This window comes from Anabaena sp. WFMT (assembly GCF_051781005.1).
Taxonomy (GTDB): Bacteria; Cyanobacteriota; Cyanobacteriia; order Cyanobacteriales; family Nostocaceae; genus Anabaena.
The window spans coordinates 145,382-161,796 of sequence record NZ_JBPWOA010000020.1; the positions used below are offsets into that span (position 1 = coordinate 145,382).

Annotated in this window: 12 protein-coding genes and 1 pseudogene; 9 read left to right on the forward strand and 4 right to left on the reverse strand. The window is 40.8% G+C overall.

The window, feature by feature from the left end; all coding sequences use genetic code 11:
- Positions 1–221 precede the first annotated feature (221 nt).
- The 5 genes from ACSQ6I_RS13400 (at position 222) to psbM (ending at position 2,935) form a co-directional block, all read left to right on the forward strand.
- A complete protein-coding gene (locus ACSQ6I_RS13400) occupies positions 222–674 on the forward strand; it encodes a hypothetical protein (protein ID WP_015216292.1) in 453 nt (150 codons plus the stop codon).
- A 142-nt stretch (positions 675–816) separates the two neighbouring features.
- Positions 817–1,971, forward strand: coding sequence for a tRNA guanosine(34) transglycosylase Tgt (tgt, locus tag ACSQ6I_RS13405; protein WP_438890806.1), 1,155 nt, complete (start codon positions 817–819; stop codon positions 1,969–1,971).
- A 121-nt stretch (positions 1,972–2,092) separates the two neighbouring features.
- A complete protein-coding gene (locus ACSQ6I_RS13410; RefSeq protein WP_010995059.1) occupies positions 2,093–2,230 on the forward strand; it encodes a photosystem II reaction center protein K in 138 nt (45 codons plus the stop codon).
- 186 nt (positions 2,231–2,416) lie between these two features.
- The gene (locus ACSQ6I_RS13415; RefSeq protein WP_015216294.1) at positions 2,417–2,713 is read left to right on the forward strand and encodes a 2Fe-2S iron-sulfur cluster-binding protein; all 297 of its coding nucleotides are present in this window, start codon (positions 2,417–2,419) and stop codon (positions 2,711–2,713) included.
- Between the two features lie 117 nt (positions 2,714–2,830).
- Positions 2,831–2,935, forward strand: a complete 105-nt coding sequence (psbM, locus tag ACSQ6I_RS13420; RefSeq protein WP_015216295.1) for a photosystem II reaction center protein PsbM — start codon at positions 2,831–2,833, stop codon at positions 2,933–2,935.
- Positions 2,936–3,100: 165 nt separating this feature from the next.
- On the opposite strand, the gene ACSQ6I_RS13425 is transcribed toward psbM, so the two are convergent.
- Both ACSQ6I_RS13425 and ACSQ6I_RS13430 read right to left on the reverse strand, forming a co-directional pair.
- Positions 3,101–3,952: a universal stress protein gene (locus ACSQ6I_RS13425; protein WP_438890807.1), complete on the reverse strand. Its 852-nt coding sequence runs from the start codon at positions 3,950–3,952 to the stop codon at positions 3,101–3,103.
- Positions 3,953–4,446: 494 nt separating this feature from the next.
- Positions 4,447–9,537 carry a CHAT domain-containing protein gene (locus tag ACSQ6I_RS13430; RefSeq protein ID WP_438890808.1) on the reverse strand — a complete coding sequence of 1,697 codons (5,091 nt, stop codon included), beginning with the start codon at positions 9,535–9,537 and terminating at the stop codon, positions 4,447–4,449.
- A gap of 231 nt (positions 9,538–9,768) precedes the next feature.
- Between ACSQ6I_RS13430 and ACSQ6I_RS13435 the strand changes: the two genes are divergently transcribed.
- Together ACSQ6I_RS13435 and ACSQ6I_RS13440 are read left to right on the forward strand one after the other, a co-directional pair.
- Positions 9,769–11,571, forward strand: a complete 1,803-nt coding sequence (locus ACSQ6I_RS13435; RefSeq protein ID WP_438890809.1) for a ShlB/FhaC/HecB family hemolysin secretion/activation protein — start codon at positions 9,769–9,771, stop codon at positions 11,569–11,571.
- Positions 11,572–11,815: 244 nt separating this feature from the next.
- Positions 11,816–11,926 (forward strand): annotated as a pseudogene (locus ACSQ6I_RS13440) (CHAT domain-containing protein); the annotation flags it as partial.
- A gap of 83 nt (positions 11,927–12,009) precedes the next feature.
- On the opposite strand, the gene ACSQ6I_RS13445 reads toward ACSQ6I_RS13440, so the two are convergent.
- On the reverse strand, positions 12,010–14,115 hold the full coding sequence (locus ACSQ6I_RS13445) for a M3 family metallopeptidase (RefSeq protein WP_438890810.1): 2,106 nt from the start codon (positions 14,113–14,115) through the stop codon (positions 12,010–12,012).
- Positions 14,116–14,349: 234 nt separating this feature from the next.
- On the opposite strand from ACSQ6I_RS13445, the gene ACSQ6I_RS13450 reads away from it, so the two are divergent.
- Positions 14,350–15,165: a dienelactone hydrolase family protein gene (locus ACSQ6I_RS13450; protein ID WP_438890811.1), complete on the forward strand. Its 816-nt coding sequence runs from the start codon at positions 14,350–14,352 to the stop codon at positions 15,163–15,165.
- 50 nt (positions 15,166–15,215) lie between these two features.
- Here ACSQ6I_RS13450 and ACSQ6I_RS13455 read toward each other — a convergent pair whose 3' ends face one another.
- Positions 15,216–15,509, reverse strand: a complete 294-nt coding sequence (locus tag ACSQ6I_RS13455) for an acylphosphatase (RefSeq protein WP_438890812.1) — start codon at positions 15,507–15,509, stop codon at positions 15,216–15,218.
- A gap of 316 nt (positions 15,510–15,825) precedes the next feature.
- Here ACSQ6I_RS13455 and ACSQ6I_RS13460 point away from each other — a divergent pair, with 316 nt between their 5' ends.
- Positions 15,826–16,269, forward strand: a complete 444-nt coding sequence (locus ACSQ6I_RS13460; RefSeq protein ID WP_438890813.1) for a hypothetical protein — start codon at positions 15,826–15,828, stop codon at positions 16,267–16,269.
- The last annotated feature ends 146 nt before the right edge of the window (positions 16,270–16,415 follow it).

The following is a 16,415-nucleotide window of genomic DNA, read 5'->3' on the forward strand; positions in this document are numbered from 1 at the left end:
TCATTAGTAATCAAAAGTTCCAGTAACAGATAATATAAGCGCATTCAATGACGAAAAAACCCACAAAATTATCAGGGACGGTCTGCTTTTCGATTCTTTAATGGACGATCGCCCTACAAAATTGATATTTTGGAAATGTAGGGTTTTTTTCCAGTCCAAAAGCTAGGCAATTGACTTTTTAGCTGTGTTGTCACTCACCTTCCCTCAATAGCTATTTCTCTATGAGTCACCATCTACCCGACACTAGGATACCAGCACCGTGCATTGTTAATACTGGCATTATTGTCAATAAACTCGATATCAGACGATTACTGGCTGATTTAGGTCGAGTTCGCTACATCTACACCCAAGAAGACAAGCTACTCAGCGAAGGTGAGGGTGATGTGATGGAAGTATTTACAAGCCCACAAAGGTCTACCATAGTCGCCAACAAGGCACTATATCTGAACATTTATAGTTTTGACTACCTGGAACTCAAACAATCACCCCAACAAGAACCCTACTTTGATTTAATCCAAGAGGATATCTGTTTGCGTTTGATTCCCCTGTCCATACCTTTGCAAGAACGGTGCGATCGCCATTTTAACGTCGTCGCTATGGAAGCGATGATGGAGCAAGTACTATCAGCAAGATGGGATGCAGAAATTGACGATGACTGTTCCGATTGCTTTTAGTCTTAAAAATAATATACCCAATTAGGCAGTATATAATGCAGGGCTTGACCCCTAAATACTGGGTAATGGGGATTGGGTACTGGGTACTAGGAACTTAGGACTTAGGAAAAACTCTGACCCCATGACCAATTACTAATTACCAATGACCAATTTTTCCTTTGAATGTCTAGCTAGTTGTAGTCAAACAAAAGCCAGAGCCGGAGTATTTTTTACCCCTCATGGTGCTGTAGAAACTCCCAGATTTATGCCTGTGGGTACACTAGCAAATGTGAAAACCATTACCCCTGCTCAACTCAAAGATACTGGGGCGCAGATGGTTTTATCAAATACCTATCATTTGCACCTCCAACCAGGAGAAGCAATTGTTGCCGGTGGTGGTGGGCTACATAAGTTTATGGGCTGGAATGGTCCCATGCTCACAGATTCTGGTGGGTTCCAGGTTTTTAGTTTGAGTGAAATGCGAAAGATTACAGAAGAAGGTGTAACTTTTCGCTCGCCCCGTGACGGTCAGATTATTAAATTAACGCCAGAACGCTCCATTGAAATTCAGAATATTTTAGGGGCTGATGTGATCATGGCTTTTGATGAGTGTCCCCCTTATCCAGCCACTCGTGAAGAGGTAGAAGCAGCCACAGACCGGACTTATCGCTGGCTAGAACGCTGTATAGTTGCCCATCAACGCAGCGACCAAGCCTTGTTTCCCATCGTGCAGGGAGGGGTATATTTAGATTTACGCGCCCGTGCTGCCAATGCTTTGGCCGAGTTGGATATGCCAGGATATGCGATTGGTGGGGTGAGTGTGGGGGAACCGACGGAATTGATGGCGCAAATTGTCAAAACTACAGCGCCGTTGTTACCTGTTAATAAGCCCCGTTATTTGATGGGTGTGGGAACTTATCGAGAAATGGCGATTGCGATCGCTTCGGGGATAGATTTATTTGATTGCGTGATTCCCACCAGATGGGCGCGACATGGAACTGCGATCGTCTCCGGTGAACGTTGGAATTTAAAAAATGCTAAATTTCGTGAAGATTTTACGCCCTTAGATGAAACTTGCCCTTGTTATGCCTGTCAAAATTTCAGTCGTGCATACATATCTCATTTAGTGCGATCGCAGGAAATATTAGCCTACACATTGTTGAGTATTCACAACATCACCGAACTAATTCGCTTTACCCAAAAGATTCGGGAATCAATTTTGAGCGATCGCTTCCTCACCGACTTTGGACACTGGCTTACAGAAGAAGGTGACAGGCAGGGAGCAGGGAGCAGGGAGCAGGGGGAGAGTTATCTATAATCTCTTACCAATTACCAATCACCAATTACCAATCACCAATCACCAATTACCAGTCCCCAAACCATGTTAATATACATCTCAAATATGAAAGCTGTGTTGGATTAGTTGGATATAAACAAACATGGAAGCCGCACTGTTATTAGCAAAATTGCCTGAAGCCTACCAAATCTTCGACCCCTTGGTAGATGTTCTCCCAATCATTCCTGTTTTCTTTCTGTTGCTTGCTTTTGTTTGGCAAGCTGCCGTAGGTTTCAGGTAGATCAATGTATTGTTAACTCCGTGGACAGGAAACACACACCTGTCCTAATTTTTTGTGTAATCATCTTATTAAAAATTGATATTTATTAATATTTTGCAATAAATAACCATAATTAAGTGGGATAATGTATCAAGCTTGGTCAAAACAAAGCCAATAGCCACATTTACACTCAGCGAGGAATTAGTTATGGGAAATATTAAATTTGTTAAAGAGAATAAAGAAATAGTGACGGCAGATGGTGCAAATCTCCGACTCAAAGCAATGGAAAATAACATTGATATATATACTTTAATTGGCAAAATGACCAATTGCGGCGGTGCTGGTCAATGTGGTACTTGTATAGTCCAGGTAGTAGAAGGACTAGAAAATCTCTCACCACGCACTGATTTTGAAAACCGGAAATTTAAAAAAAAGCCTGATAACTACCGTCTAGCCTGTCAAACCCTAGTTAATGGCCCTGTTAGTGTCGTTACAAAACCTTAACTTTTGGTTATGTACTCATGATTAGTATTGGTAAGAGCAGAAAATTTGGAAAAACTCAGTCATAGATGATGCTATTCTAAAGTTGTTGACTGGAAATCAAAGAGAGGCTATCTTGCCATGCAAGTTAATGACCTGGGGTTCGTAGCAAGCATTTTGTTCGTGCTAGTGCCTGCCGTTTTTTTAATTATGCTTTACATCCAAACTGCCAGCCGAGAAGGTTGAAAAAATAGTTAATACTTTAGCTATAAAATAAAAACCCTTACACTCATTCAGTGCAGGGGTTTTCATTTATCAATCCCTCAAACCAAGATTTACGAGGAAAGTGTTAATTGTTCCAAGCTTTGAAGCAACTGTATTTACACTCAAGACTCAGGACTCATTACTCATTCAAGCAGTAGTCCGTGCTAACAATACTGGACAAGTCGCATTGACTCGAACGTAGTCAGACAAAGAAGCGCCAATCAGTCGGTCTAGATCAACAAAACTCTTAGCAATAGATGGACGACGATCTGGAGAACCTAATACTAACAAGTCTACATTCAGTTCTTCAGCTAAACGGCAAATTTCTTCACCAGGTTTGCCACTACTAGTAACACAACGAACTGCTACACCTTGTCTCTCTGCTTCTGCAACTGCAAGTCCTAAAACTGAATTCTTTTCTGGCTTGATATCAGTGATTCCTGATAATTTGCCACCCAAATCTGTATTAATATTAGCCAAAATTAACTGCCCACCTGTGACACCACGCAGCATGAACAGAGCTAAATTCAAACAACTTGTTGCTGCTTCAGATTTGTCTATAGCCACCATAGCACGCTTGATTCTTTTGACATAAATGTCATCTTTAACCAGCAACATGGGACGAGAAGATAATTGGAAAACATACTGACTAACAGAATTCCCTAAAATTGATTGCAGCCGCTTGAGTCCCCGTGAACCCATGACAATCAAGTCAGCATCCACTTCTTCTGCTACTTGACAAACGACATCCTTAGGATCTCCTTGCCGCAAAATCGAAGAAACTTGGCTAGGATCTAAGTCCAGAGACTGAATCGCATTAGCCAGAATTTTACCACCTTCTTCCCATTTATCTGTCATTACAGCCGCAGTGCTTTGTGGGGATACAACGTGCAGAACCGTAACTTTTGCAGATTGGATTGAGGGCATTTCTTTCAATGTCTTCATCATTTCTTCTGCGTGTCCCAGTCCAGAGACAGCCAGCAAAATTTTTTCTATCATCTTCCGTAATTGTTCTTAAGGGTTCTTTGGGATTCGCTGCTAGTACTGAGCATCAGAACTGATGTTCTCCACTTTGCTCAACAACCTAGTCAGTAAATAGGCACAAATTAACTTTAGCTATTAGTCATTAGTGAGTACTACTAAAACTAACTAATGAGCAAGAAACTAATAAATCTTTAAGTTTCTTTGTGCTTAGTTACTTAAAATTGCAACTAGGCTTTCGATAGATTAAGCATACTCTTAATTTACCCTAACAAACTTTACGAAATATGATGATAGTTATTATTTTTAATCTATATTCATCTTTTTTAATTAGAGATTAGTTAAGTAATACTAAAAAAAATTAACTGTGAAATGCAGACCGGAGGAAAAGTGAACGGGGTAGGCAATTCCCACCCTGCTTGTATTTTTTTTGATATTGCAAGCCACCGGATTTATCCGTGGAATCAATAGAAAATCCAAAATCTAAAATCTAAAATCCAAAATTGTCTGACTTACCAAGGATTTCCAACCATTGTGAATGCTGCCCAATAATAAGGATGGGAGAGGGATTCATTAGGTTGTTCAAAACTTTCCGTAGGTAAAGGTAAGCTACCAACTTGTTCCAAACCTTGTAACTGACCATTCTTTAAATAAATCTTCCCTGTTGCCATAGCTACTTGAGCTTCTCGGAGGGCTTCTGCACGAATGGGAGAAGTTTTCAAACTCTCGTAAAATTTTGCCATCAATGCAGCTGTCCCCGCGTCGTTAACAGCCCAAAGACTGGCAACACTAGTTTTGACACCTGCCAATACTGCTAAACCTGCAAACCCAATTTCTGCTTCTTTATTCCCCAAAGCACTTCTACAAGCACTCAGTACCAGCATTTCCACTGGGGGATTATTAAAGCCTAATTGCCTGATTTCGTTCAAACGTAATTTGTTTTCCCATAGTTGAATATAGGAATTATCCACAGCACCACCAATAAAATCAGCATGGGTGGCCATGTGAATAATGCCAAAAGGTTGATAACGACGGAGAGATTTCAGATTATCTAATGTGGCTTGTTCGTTCAACAATAATTTGCCAGGCCAGAGTTTATTCACTAATGTTGATAACTCTACGGGTACTGCGGGTAAAGGTTCTTGCCCTTGGGTACTCTGAGAAATCCCCATTGCTAAGACTTGGGATTGTTTGATGTCTGTATAGAGGGTATTGGTTAAGCTGAGGCTAGGCATTAAACCAATACTATAATTTTCGACCAAAAATCTTTGCCCATCATGAAGAGCAGCCATTGGGGTTGAACGTAAGCCGACATCTGGTAAAAAAACCAGGTTTTTGATGCCTTGAGTTTGTAAATCTGCCTGTATTGGTGCAATTATCCAACGATAAAGTTGTTGAGCCGGTTGCAAATAAGTTTTGCGAGTGCGGAACTGTGGACTAGCGATTTGGTCACGAAATTCCTTAGAAATTTTGAGAACTTCAGCTTTTGTGACATCTGGAATACGTTTACGTATGGGGTTTCCCGTTCCGGTTACTACTATAACTTCTAGTTGGTCACTATCCTGATCAGTTATGATCTTCAACTCTTTATTAGAAGCTTTCCCTCTAGGTGAATCTGGGGAAATTTCTACAGGGACAAAACTGAGATAGATAAATGCAGGTTTGACACCTGTTGCTTTCTCAATTTGGCGAGCAATATCACTGGCTTCATCTGTGCTTTTGACTCTAGGAGTGGGTATACCTAATTGACTAGTAAAGCTGTTTGTAAATTTATCTTCAGGAGTAGGATCAGAATTAAGAATTGGTTTATCAGGAGGGGTGTTTGTTTTTGGTGGGTTTTCTGGTGGTTTTTCACACTGGAAATTACAAGGTGGTAGTGTTGGGGTATCTGCTGGAGGAGTGATGTTAATTGTTACTGTAGCAGGTGTGGAGAATGAAACGCGATCGCTCGACTTAACTGTAAACGCATTAATAGAGCCAGTTGTATCAGTTGGTGGGGTGTAGATTAGCGTATCACCTGAAGAGATGATATCTCCCGCAACTAAAACCGTATTACCTATTTTCAGAGTACCAGCCAGAATAGAATCAATCTCTATAGTCGTGTTATCAGCATTGACATCACCCGTAACCGCATTAAATGTAAAACTTACCGACTGATTTGCTTCAACATTAAATGATATTGGTGAGGTTGCCGTTATCGTGGGAGGTGTGTTGACCGAAGTGATTGTAATCCCTGAGGGAGTTCCAGTTGCATCACCACCAGTAGGTAAAACAGGAAAGTTGCCTAAAGATATGTTTGCATCACCCGCATTCAGCGACCCTACTGTGCCATTAACACCAGCAGATCCGACAGTAAATGCTTCGTTGTCTGGACCACCGTCATGTTGAATTTTAATTGTCCCACCTGTATTGGCAATTGGTACTGTGCTAATAATATTCCCCTCCGGAGATAGGGTAGCCAGATTTCCACCTGTTGCGATGGTATTACTGGAAGTGCCGACAGTTGCTGTTCCTAAAATCAAGCCATTGGTAAGGACTTCTACATTTCCACCTTGGACTGAGTTACCAACGGGTTCTAAGGTATCTGTTGTAGACTGAGTATTAATACTACTAAATTGAATAATGCTACTAGAAGAATTAGTAGTATTCAGGCTCACATTTCCACTCTTAATAATAGTTGTACCGTCTACAAAAGTTGCAATTGTTGAAGTATCAATTGCACCATTAACAGTGATGTTATCTCTGGCATTTAAACTAACTCCTCCACCAACTCCCGTAAAATTTCCTCCGCTGATTCTTGTCATGGAGGAATTAATACCATCCGTGGTGATACTACCTGTTGTACTTGTGATGTCAACACTACCACTGGTAGCGGTACTAGTTGTAGGATCTGTAATGCTAGTATTGATAGCTCCTACATCAACTGCACCATTAGCAGATAAAGTGACATTGCCCCCTAGAGAATTATTATTATTAGAAAAATTCTGGTTACTAAGGTAAGCGTCGAGATTGCCTAGTTGAATACTGCCACTGGTACTATTAACTTGAATATTACCTGCTTGAGCAACGTAACCCTGGCCAAAAGCAACAATGTCACCTGCAATAATATTGCCCACAGCAGATAAAGTGACATTACCACTACTTCCGAAACTTCCTGAGTTTAGCCTTGTATCAAAATTTCCCAGATTTAGGCTTGCACCTGAAATACTAATATCTCCCCCAATAGTCCTGATTGTATTGGTGAGATTAGCAAAGTTGACCGCACCATTACTAGAAGTCAGGCTGAAGCTGCCGCTGTTACCTAAGTTTAATGTAGCTACACCAGCAGCGGTGGTTGCTCCAGGTGTATTACCTGTAATGGCATTAATGGTGATATCCCCTGTGGCTTGTAAATCAATATTTGCACCCGAACCTAAACTTGCCAAAGCCCCCCAAGAAATAGTGTTAGCTCCATTATCTGCATCTCCAGATGCGATCGCTCCAGTAAATGTGGTATCAAATGTACCTGAATTTAAAGGAGCATCAATAATGGTTAAAGTGGTGGGATCTAATAATAAAGTTCCTTTTGTGCCGTTAGGGGCTGTAGTATCTACTAGTCCGTTAAAGGTTAAATAATTTTTACCTGATACTTCTACAAAACCACCATTACCAGCATTTACACCGCCACGAGCGGTAATATTACCAAAGAATTTTGTACTATTATCAGCCCAAATAATTACTCTTCCCCCGTCACCATTCAAATTGCTATCGGCTGAAATAACTGAATTTGCATCAACATAAGTTTGCGTAGCATTGGGTACTGTTCCCTTACCTTGGAAATCTCCTCCGACTAGTACCTTACCACCGCCATTATTACCAGAGGCGTTGATGTTGGCACTTACTAAACCTATTTGATCACCCAGGATATTTACTGTACCGCCAGTTGCACCAGATACATCAATATTTCCAGAAACGATCGCTGTACCAGGGGTGCTGGGTAGTTTAACATCAGAACCTATAACTTGGACTGTACCATCAGAGTTAGCCGTTAAACCTGTGTTACCAACTGTGAGCAATTCAGGTAGAGAAGCAATTGATAAAGCTGGGCTATTCGGTTGATTTTGTCCAGAAAATGGTTGAATTTCCAAACTTAATAAATTTCCTGGCTGACTCAAACGCACCCAATTTCCAGGTACGGATGTGACTGTAATCTGTCCTCCTGGTGCTGTGAGTTGTCCTGTATTGGCAACTGTACCACCCAATAAGTTTAAACTTTGTCCTGTACCTACTACCAAATTACCCGCGTTGATAATTGCTCCTTGCTGACTCATGGTAAAGGCGAAGCCGTTGGGGTTTCCTACCAAAGTGCTGTAGTCATTATTCCCAAAAGCATTAAACCAACTATTACCAAAACCGATACCATTGGCTGTTGTGGCTGTGAAAGCACCAGGGACATTTAAACTAGCGTTGCTGCCAAAAACAAAACCGGCGGGATTCATCAGGTAAAGGTTAGCATTACCTCCTGTTACTTGTATTAAACCGTTGATAATAGAAGCATTGCCACCTGTAATTCTACCCAGAATATTTTGCAGATTGGGGTTAGCGAGAAAGTTGGCTATTTGTCCCTGTGATAAGCCAAATTCTTGAAAGCTATGGAAGAGATTAGCGCCAGATGTTATCCCACCATTGATATTGATTGTGTTGCCATTGGGGGTGACAATTGTTCCTGTATCTGCGTTGGGGACTATTTGGGCGTTGGCTAATCCTGTACTCATGGCTCCCACTAAAGGGATGATATAAGGGGTTAAACGCCAACATAAAGCTTTGATTGTTTTAGTGGCGCTGTTGACAAAATCTTGCCAGGGTTGTTTGCGTCGGAGTATAAAGCGATTTGTGGATAGTTCGAGATCAATTTGATATTTATCGCTGAGTCCCCGACGTTGGAGAGCTTGTGATATTGCTTTTTGGGAAGATAAGAGGGTTTGTTTTCGGCGTACTTGGGAGGTATTATTTGAGTGTTGCCGATAGTAGTAAAGTGGTTTTTGTACACGCCCTACTTGGGTAATTTCTGAAAGTCGCAAGCAGAGATCATAGTCGTCAGCGTAATTTGCGAAACCTTCGATGCCTTTAACTTGCTGATAAACTGAACGACGAATGAGGCGAAATTGAAAGGTCATGAAGTCTACTAACAGACGCTGTGGAGAGTAAGGAATTTGACAGCGATGACCGTAGTTGAGAAATTTTCCGTCTTTGTCTATGTCTATGTAGTCGGTGTAAACAAAGCCGATTTTGGGGTTGCGGTTGAGGATAGCGGCGGTTTCTGCTAGGGCTGTGGGGGCGAGGATGTCGTCACTGTCTACGTAACCAAGGTAGAGTCCGGTAGTTTGGGATATTGCTCTTTGTCGAGCCGTTGCTATTCCCAAATGAGGTGCAGCTATTACTCGCACTCGACTATCTTTTTGGGCATACTCACGAGCAACTGTCACTGATTTATCTGTGGAGCCATCATCCCATACTAGTAATTCTAAGTCTTGCCATGTTTGTTCTAGGACACTAGCGATCGCACTCCCAAGGTAATACTCCCGGTTGTAATTGACGATGACAATAGATATCTGTGGTGACATCGAAGTACTCCGAACTTTTTGCTCTTATCAGAATATAATGCTAGAAATATCACTTAGGTACAATCGTAGCTAAATATTTTTTATTTACAAATTTTCTTAATCTTTGAATGTCACAGGAATAACAAATGTATGATATTCAATCGGTGAACAGTCAACATTGTACCGTAAAGATGGTAATAACTGATAACTGTGAATTAATAACTGCTAAATAAAGCATCCTAAGGAAGTGAAATGAGAAAAGAAACAAAAACTGGTGTGAAAAACGCAGCTAAAAAACAGCCAGGCATTGTATATTTTTTTCATCAATTAGTCGTTCTGCGGAGTCATCAAAGCATCCGGTTTCAATGCACTTTGCTAATTCTGAATATAATCTCGATTGTAGCCATTAATGGTATAAAGGCTACGGCTAGTGATGGTAAGGTTTTTAACCCAGACTCCTATTTGGATCTTGATCATTCCCAATCTGTAATAGTACAGACACCAGATGCTCTGCCTCCTGAATCAGCACCACCAGCAGATACGGAGCGTATTTATATACGCCAAATTAAGGTTATCGGTAGCACGGTTTTCAGTGAAAATGAATTGAATGCGGTTGTACAGCCGTTTACCGACAAAGAATTAACTCAAGAAGATATCAGAAAAGCAGCAGATGCCGTTACCCAACTTTACTTAAATAAAAATTATCTTAATTCCAGAGCTATTCCAGTTACCCAGCAACCCAATACAACAGATGGTATTGTCGTAATTCAGGTAATTGAAGGACGTTTAGCAGATATTGAAATTACAGGAACAAAGCGGTTAAATCCTGCTTATATTCGGAATCGAATTCAACTGGGTGCTGGTGTTCCTTTGAATGCTATTAAACTAGAAGAACAATTAAGATTACTACGAATTGATCCACTATTTGATAATGTGGAAGCTAGTCTACGTCCATCCGGTCAAGTTGGTCAAAGTCTGCTTCTAGTCAGAGTTCAAGAAGCTAAATCTTTTGAGTTTGGTTTGAGTGCAGATAACTATTCACCTCCTAGTGTTGGTTCAGAAAGATTAGGAATTCAACTACGAGAGCGAAATTTAACTGGGATAGGAGATGAATTAGCTGGTTCTTATTATCGCTCAGTCACAGGTGGTGCTGATAGCTTTGATTTTAGTTATCAAATTCCTGTTAATGCCATGAATGGGAAAGTACAATTGAGAGTTGCCCCCAGCAGAAGTGAAATTACAGAACCACCATTTAAAGATTTAGGGATTAGAGCCGAACAAGATGTATATGAAATCAATTATCGTCAACCTTTAGTCAGAACTCCCAGAGAAGAGTTTGCTTTGTCTTTAGGATTTACCTATCAAGATGGTCAAACTTTTCTGTTTGATCAACTCCCCACACCTTTTGGTATTGGTCCTGATGAAAATGGGGTAAGTCGTACCAGTGTAATTAAATTTGCCCAAGATTATACAAAAAGAGATCAGCAAGGTGCTTGGTCAGTGCGATCGCAATTTAATTTTGGCACAGGCTTATTTGATGCTACAACAAACAATTCTCCCACGCCTGATGGTCGCTTTTTCAGTTGGTTAGGTCAACTAGAACGAGTGCAAAAACTCAGCGAAAATCACTTATTAATTGTGCAAGGAGAATTACAACTTACACCAGATAGTTTGTTACCTTCTCAACAATTTGTGATTGGTGGTGGTCAATCTGTACGCGGATATCGACAAAATGCTCGTTCTGGAGATAATGGATTTCGGGTAGCAATAGAAGATAGGGTAACTGTGCAACGTAATGCTTCGGGATTACCCATAATTCAGGTGATTCCCTTTACTAATTTGGGAGCAGTTTGGAATAAATCTGATAATCCCAACAATCTACCCAATCAAACATTCTTAGCCAGTGCAGGTTTAGGATTATTGTGGAATCAAGCTTTGGGAATTGAAAATTTAATCATGCGACTTGATTATGGTATACCCTTCATTAATTTAGATGACCGGGGTAATAATGCTCAAGATGATGGTTTCTATTTTAGTGTCCGTTATCAACCGTAGAAAGGTAAGAATTTAGGAGTCAGGAGTCAGGAGTCAGGAGTTAGGAGTTAGGAGTTAGGAGTTAGGAGTTAGAAAGAAGGAAGGAAGGATATTTTTCTCTTCTGTTCCCTGCTACAGCACTTTGCTCAACTATTTGGTACAAAACGAAATCCTATAACCCTTGTGCTATAAACCTTTTGGATATTTAGGTGTGGTAATTTAAAAAGAAAAGTGCTGTATATCAAATATTCTGTATCCTGAATCCTTACTATTTGGAGATGGAGAAAAAGCAACACTACGAGATATAGAAAATTGGTCTTTACCAAATGTAGACTTAGTAGTTTTAAGTGCTTGTCAAACAGGTTTAGGTGAAAAATTTTTAAGCAACGATTCTCTCTCTCTGTGCCTCTGCGTGAGAAATTAATTAAATTGGGGCGGAAATACCGCCCACAGCAGCTTTTACACAGCAGGCAATAAACCATTATGCTTTAGCAGCGCAGTAGTACTGGGTTCCCTACCCCGGAAAGCTTGAAAAACTTCCATCGGGTGCTTACTACCACCTAGTGCTAACACTGTATCCCGGTAGCGTCTACCAGTATCATGTATTGCTTGTTCATCTCCTAAACCAGCTTCTTCAAAAGCAGCAAAAGCATCAGCGCTGAGAACTTCCGCCCATTTATAGCTATAGTAACCTGCTGCATAACCACCTTCAAAAATGTGACCGAATGCACATAAAAACCCATCTTCGGGTAATGGTGGTAAAACGGTAGTGGTTTTAGCAATGCGTTGACGTACATCTACGGGAGTTTCTTTCCCTCCAGGACGATAACGGTAGTGTAGTTCCAAATCAACGCTGCTGAGGTGAATTTGCCGCAACATCGCCGAACCACTCATGTAATTACGTGCTGCTAACAGCTTTTGGTAATAATGCTCTGGTAGTGGTTCACCGGTTTCGTAGTGTTTAGCCATACCAAATAAAGTGGGGCGATCATAACACCAGTTTTCCATGAATTGGCTAGGTAATTCCACTGCATCCCATTCTACATTATTAATACCTGCGGCTCCGGTATAATCAACTTTGGTGAGCATATGATGCAAACCATGTCCAAACTCGTGGAACAATGTTTCGACTTCATCAAAAGTCATTAAACTGGGCTTGTCATCAACTGGGGGAGTTTGGTTGCAAATCAAATAAGCTACAGGTAAACGGATGCTAGTGATACCATTTTCTTTGATTTTGCGGCGATGAATACAAACATCCATCCAAGCACCACCGCGTTTTTCAGCAGGACGACTGTATGGGTCTAGATAAAAGTAAGCGATCGCATTACCATGTTTATCAGATATTTGGAAATAACGTACATCCTCATGCCAAACTGGGGCTTGACCATCAGCGGGAGTCACCGTTACACCAAACAACCGCTTCACTAGTCCAAATAACCCATCTAGCACCTGCGGCAGGGGAAAATAGGGATGCAACTCTTCCGCTGTAAAGGCAAATTTCTCTTCCTGTTGACGTTCTGCCCAAAAGCTGATGTCCCAATGTTGCAAATTATCAGCTTCTGCTGCTCCCTTAGCTTTAGCAAATACTTTTAGTGCTTCTAAATCTTTAACAGCAGCATCATAACTCGCTTGACGTAGTTCTTCTAACAGCTTTTCTACCGCTTGGACATTCTTCGCCATCTTACTAGCTAAACTCAGTTCGGCAAAATTCTCAAAGCCAATTAACTGAGCAAGTTCTTGCCGCAACTCTAAAATAATGTCAATTAAAGGGTTGTTATCCAATTCCCCAACAGTCGCACGGGTAATATATGCCTTGTACAGCTTTTCGCGCAAATCCCGCCGGGTGCTGTGTTGCATAAAAGGGAAATAGCTGGGAAAATCCAACGTAATGTGCCAAGGGCCATGTTCTGGAGTGGCATTTTCTTCCCCTGCCGCACGAGCAGCTTGAGCAGCGAGACTGAGTAAACTACTCGGTAAACCCTCTATTTCCGCTTTGGTTGTTAAGCTTAAGCTAAAAGCTGTAGTCGCATCCAAAAGATGGTTAGAAAACTTAGTAGCCAGTTCTGCTAACTGCATCTGAATAGCGTTGAAACGCTCTCTGGCTTCTCCTTCTAGTCCCACACCAGATAACTTGGCATCTCGAATCGCGGCTTCAACAATGCGCTGCTGGGCTGATTCTAAAGTTACCCAGGTACGACTAGCGCGGAGGGCTTTAAAAGCATTATAGATAGGCTTACTTTGACCAAGAGTGTTCATAAACTGCACTACTTGCGGCTGAACCTTTTCATAGGCTATGCGTAATTCTGGGCTATTTTGGACAGCCATTAAATGGTTCAGTATCCCCCAACTCCAGTGTAGCCTTTCTGTCAACCGCTCTAGAGGTTCTACCAAACCGCTCCAGGTAGGTTCTACATTAGCTTCTAAAATATCTAGCTGCTGCTTCAGGTCTGCTAACAGATGCCTGAAGGCTGGTTCTACTTGATCCGGTGTAATCTCTGCAAACGGAGGTAAACCACAGCCTTGAACGAGGGGACTTTGAGAAATAGTAGCAGTTGCACTCATGGTTTTAGGTTAGTAGCCGATAAATAGGGAAAACAATGATTTTTATTTATATAACTAATAATGTACCTTCACTACACAATTTAGGCTTGCTAGAATGGCACTCTTCTAAATTTATGAAAATCTACCGGAAAGCAGAAGCCAAATTTTTGCAGTAACCAGTATCATGCGGCTGTCGTTTTTGGAGATTTTGTGGGGATAATTAAGCATGATGAGTGTTTTAGTATTTACAACTTCATGAAAATTCTGCTTTCTATTTTTTTTACACCTGTGGTGATGTTGTTGACTGCTGGGGATGTTTTAGCAGCAATTAGAACCAAAACTATTGAGTACAAGCAAGGAAATACAACTTTAGAAGGTTATTTAGCCTATGATGACGCAATTAAAGGCAAACGTCCTGGTGTGTTAGTAGTTCACGACTGGACAGGCTTACAATCGTTTGCAAAACAACGGACTGAGCAATTAGCCAAAATGGGTTATGTTGCTTTTGCGGCTGATATCTATGGCAAGGGTATAAGACCAAAAAATGCCGAAGAGTCAGGAGCGCAAGCGAAAATGTATCGTGATGATAGACAATTATTGCGCGATCGCGCAACTGCTGGTTTACAAGTTTTACAAAAAAATCAACTCACTGACCCCAAACGCATTGCTGCCATCGGTTACTGCTTCGGTGGTGGTACAGTCCTAGAATTAGCCCGTAGTGGTGCAAATATCAAAGGTGTAGTTAGTTTTCACGGCAACCTTGACACCCCTAACCCCGAAGATGCCAAAAACATCAAATCCAAAGTATTAGTACTGCACGGAGCAGATGACCCCCTAGTACCAGAACAGCAAGTAAACGCCTTTGCAAGAGAAATGCGTCTGGCTAATATAGACTGGCAATTAATTTCTTACGGTGGAGCAGTTCATTCCTTCACCAACCCAGCAGCCAAAGATAAACTCAAAGGCTCAGTTTATAACCCCATTGCCGAGCAGCGTTCTTGGCAATCCATGCGGCAATTTTTTGCAGAAATCTTTCGTACACCAGTTTCAAATAGCAAATCCAGTAATTAGACTTAACTTCAGTCGTCGTTCCTAATTGTACTGTCTTCGTCTCAGTGCAACTACAGAACTTCAAACCTCCGCAACCCTTCTGGTTGTTCATACTCAACCACAACGTTCTTCACCACCGCCGCTGGTGGCCCAATGTGACACCAGCGCACCATCTCTTCTACAACCTCCCCGACTCCCTCAAACACAGCTTCCACTCGATTATCAGGAAGATTCCTCACCCAACCCGTTAACCCCAACTGGCTTGCTGTATCTACAGTGGCATAGCGATAGCCCACCCCTTGAACTCGACCAGTAATCAAGACATGGGCGCGGATTAGTTTTGGTAGTGGTGTCGAATTGTGCATAAACTAGTAAAAAAATACAGAAGGGAAAAAAGCTTGTTTGATTCAGGTATTTACTATTTTCAGTTTACCTAGTTTATGAACACAGGTACTATGAGAAATCCAGTTTGAATTTTTACAATACATTGAGACTCAAATTCATATCCAACAAGGCTTTGATCTTAAAACCCATTCATAAATCAAATAGGAGTCCTATATCAAAAAGGTGTGAACAGTTACAATTATTCCTATGGAAGTACCAAAACCATAACAGTTCATTAAGTCTTTAACCTAAACATAACAAAATAATCTAGGTAAAACTTATAAAAGGACAAATATCATGCACCAACATTTATCTCATCGTGAACAAGTATTACTCAACAATTTAGAAATTCGGCAGTATTTGCTCAAAATGTCGGAAATTGTGAGAAAGCATTTTCCAGAAAATAATTCTGAAGCAGAAATATGGTACGGAAGAATGTTTGAAGGATTTAAAATTTCCATACCTGAAGTACAAGAATCAATTAATGGAGTGATAAATGTATGTTTTTGGCAACAATCATCTGAAGACGGCACTTTTAGCTTGAGCGCCCCTTACAAATTAGATCATATAGAATTTCATTCTATTTGGGACAAAGCAAATAAAATAGATGCTTATTACAGCTTTTGTGGGGATTGGGTTTACAGCGGATGGATTACAGATGATCAAATAGCTAATGATCAAGTTACCGCTGTTTGCGTAGAACTTTTTAATTTGTTCAAAGACGTAAAAATAACTCCATAACTAACAAAATACCCCATGAGAATAGAGTAAAGATCATTTTTTAACAAATTCATCTCTAGGTTGTATCCCATAAATCTTTCCGTCAAATTCCAAAAAGATAAAATCATTTCTGTCTTCATAAATCTATCCAGGTAGTGAAAATAATT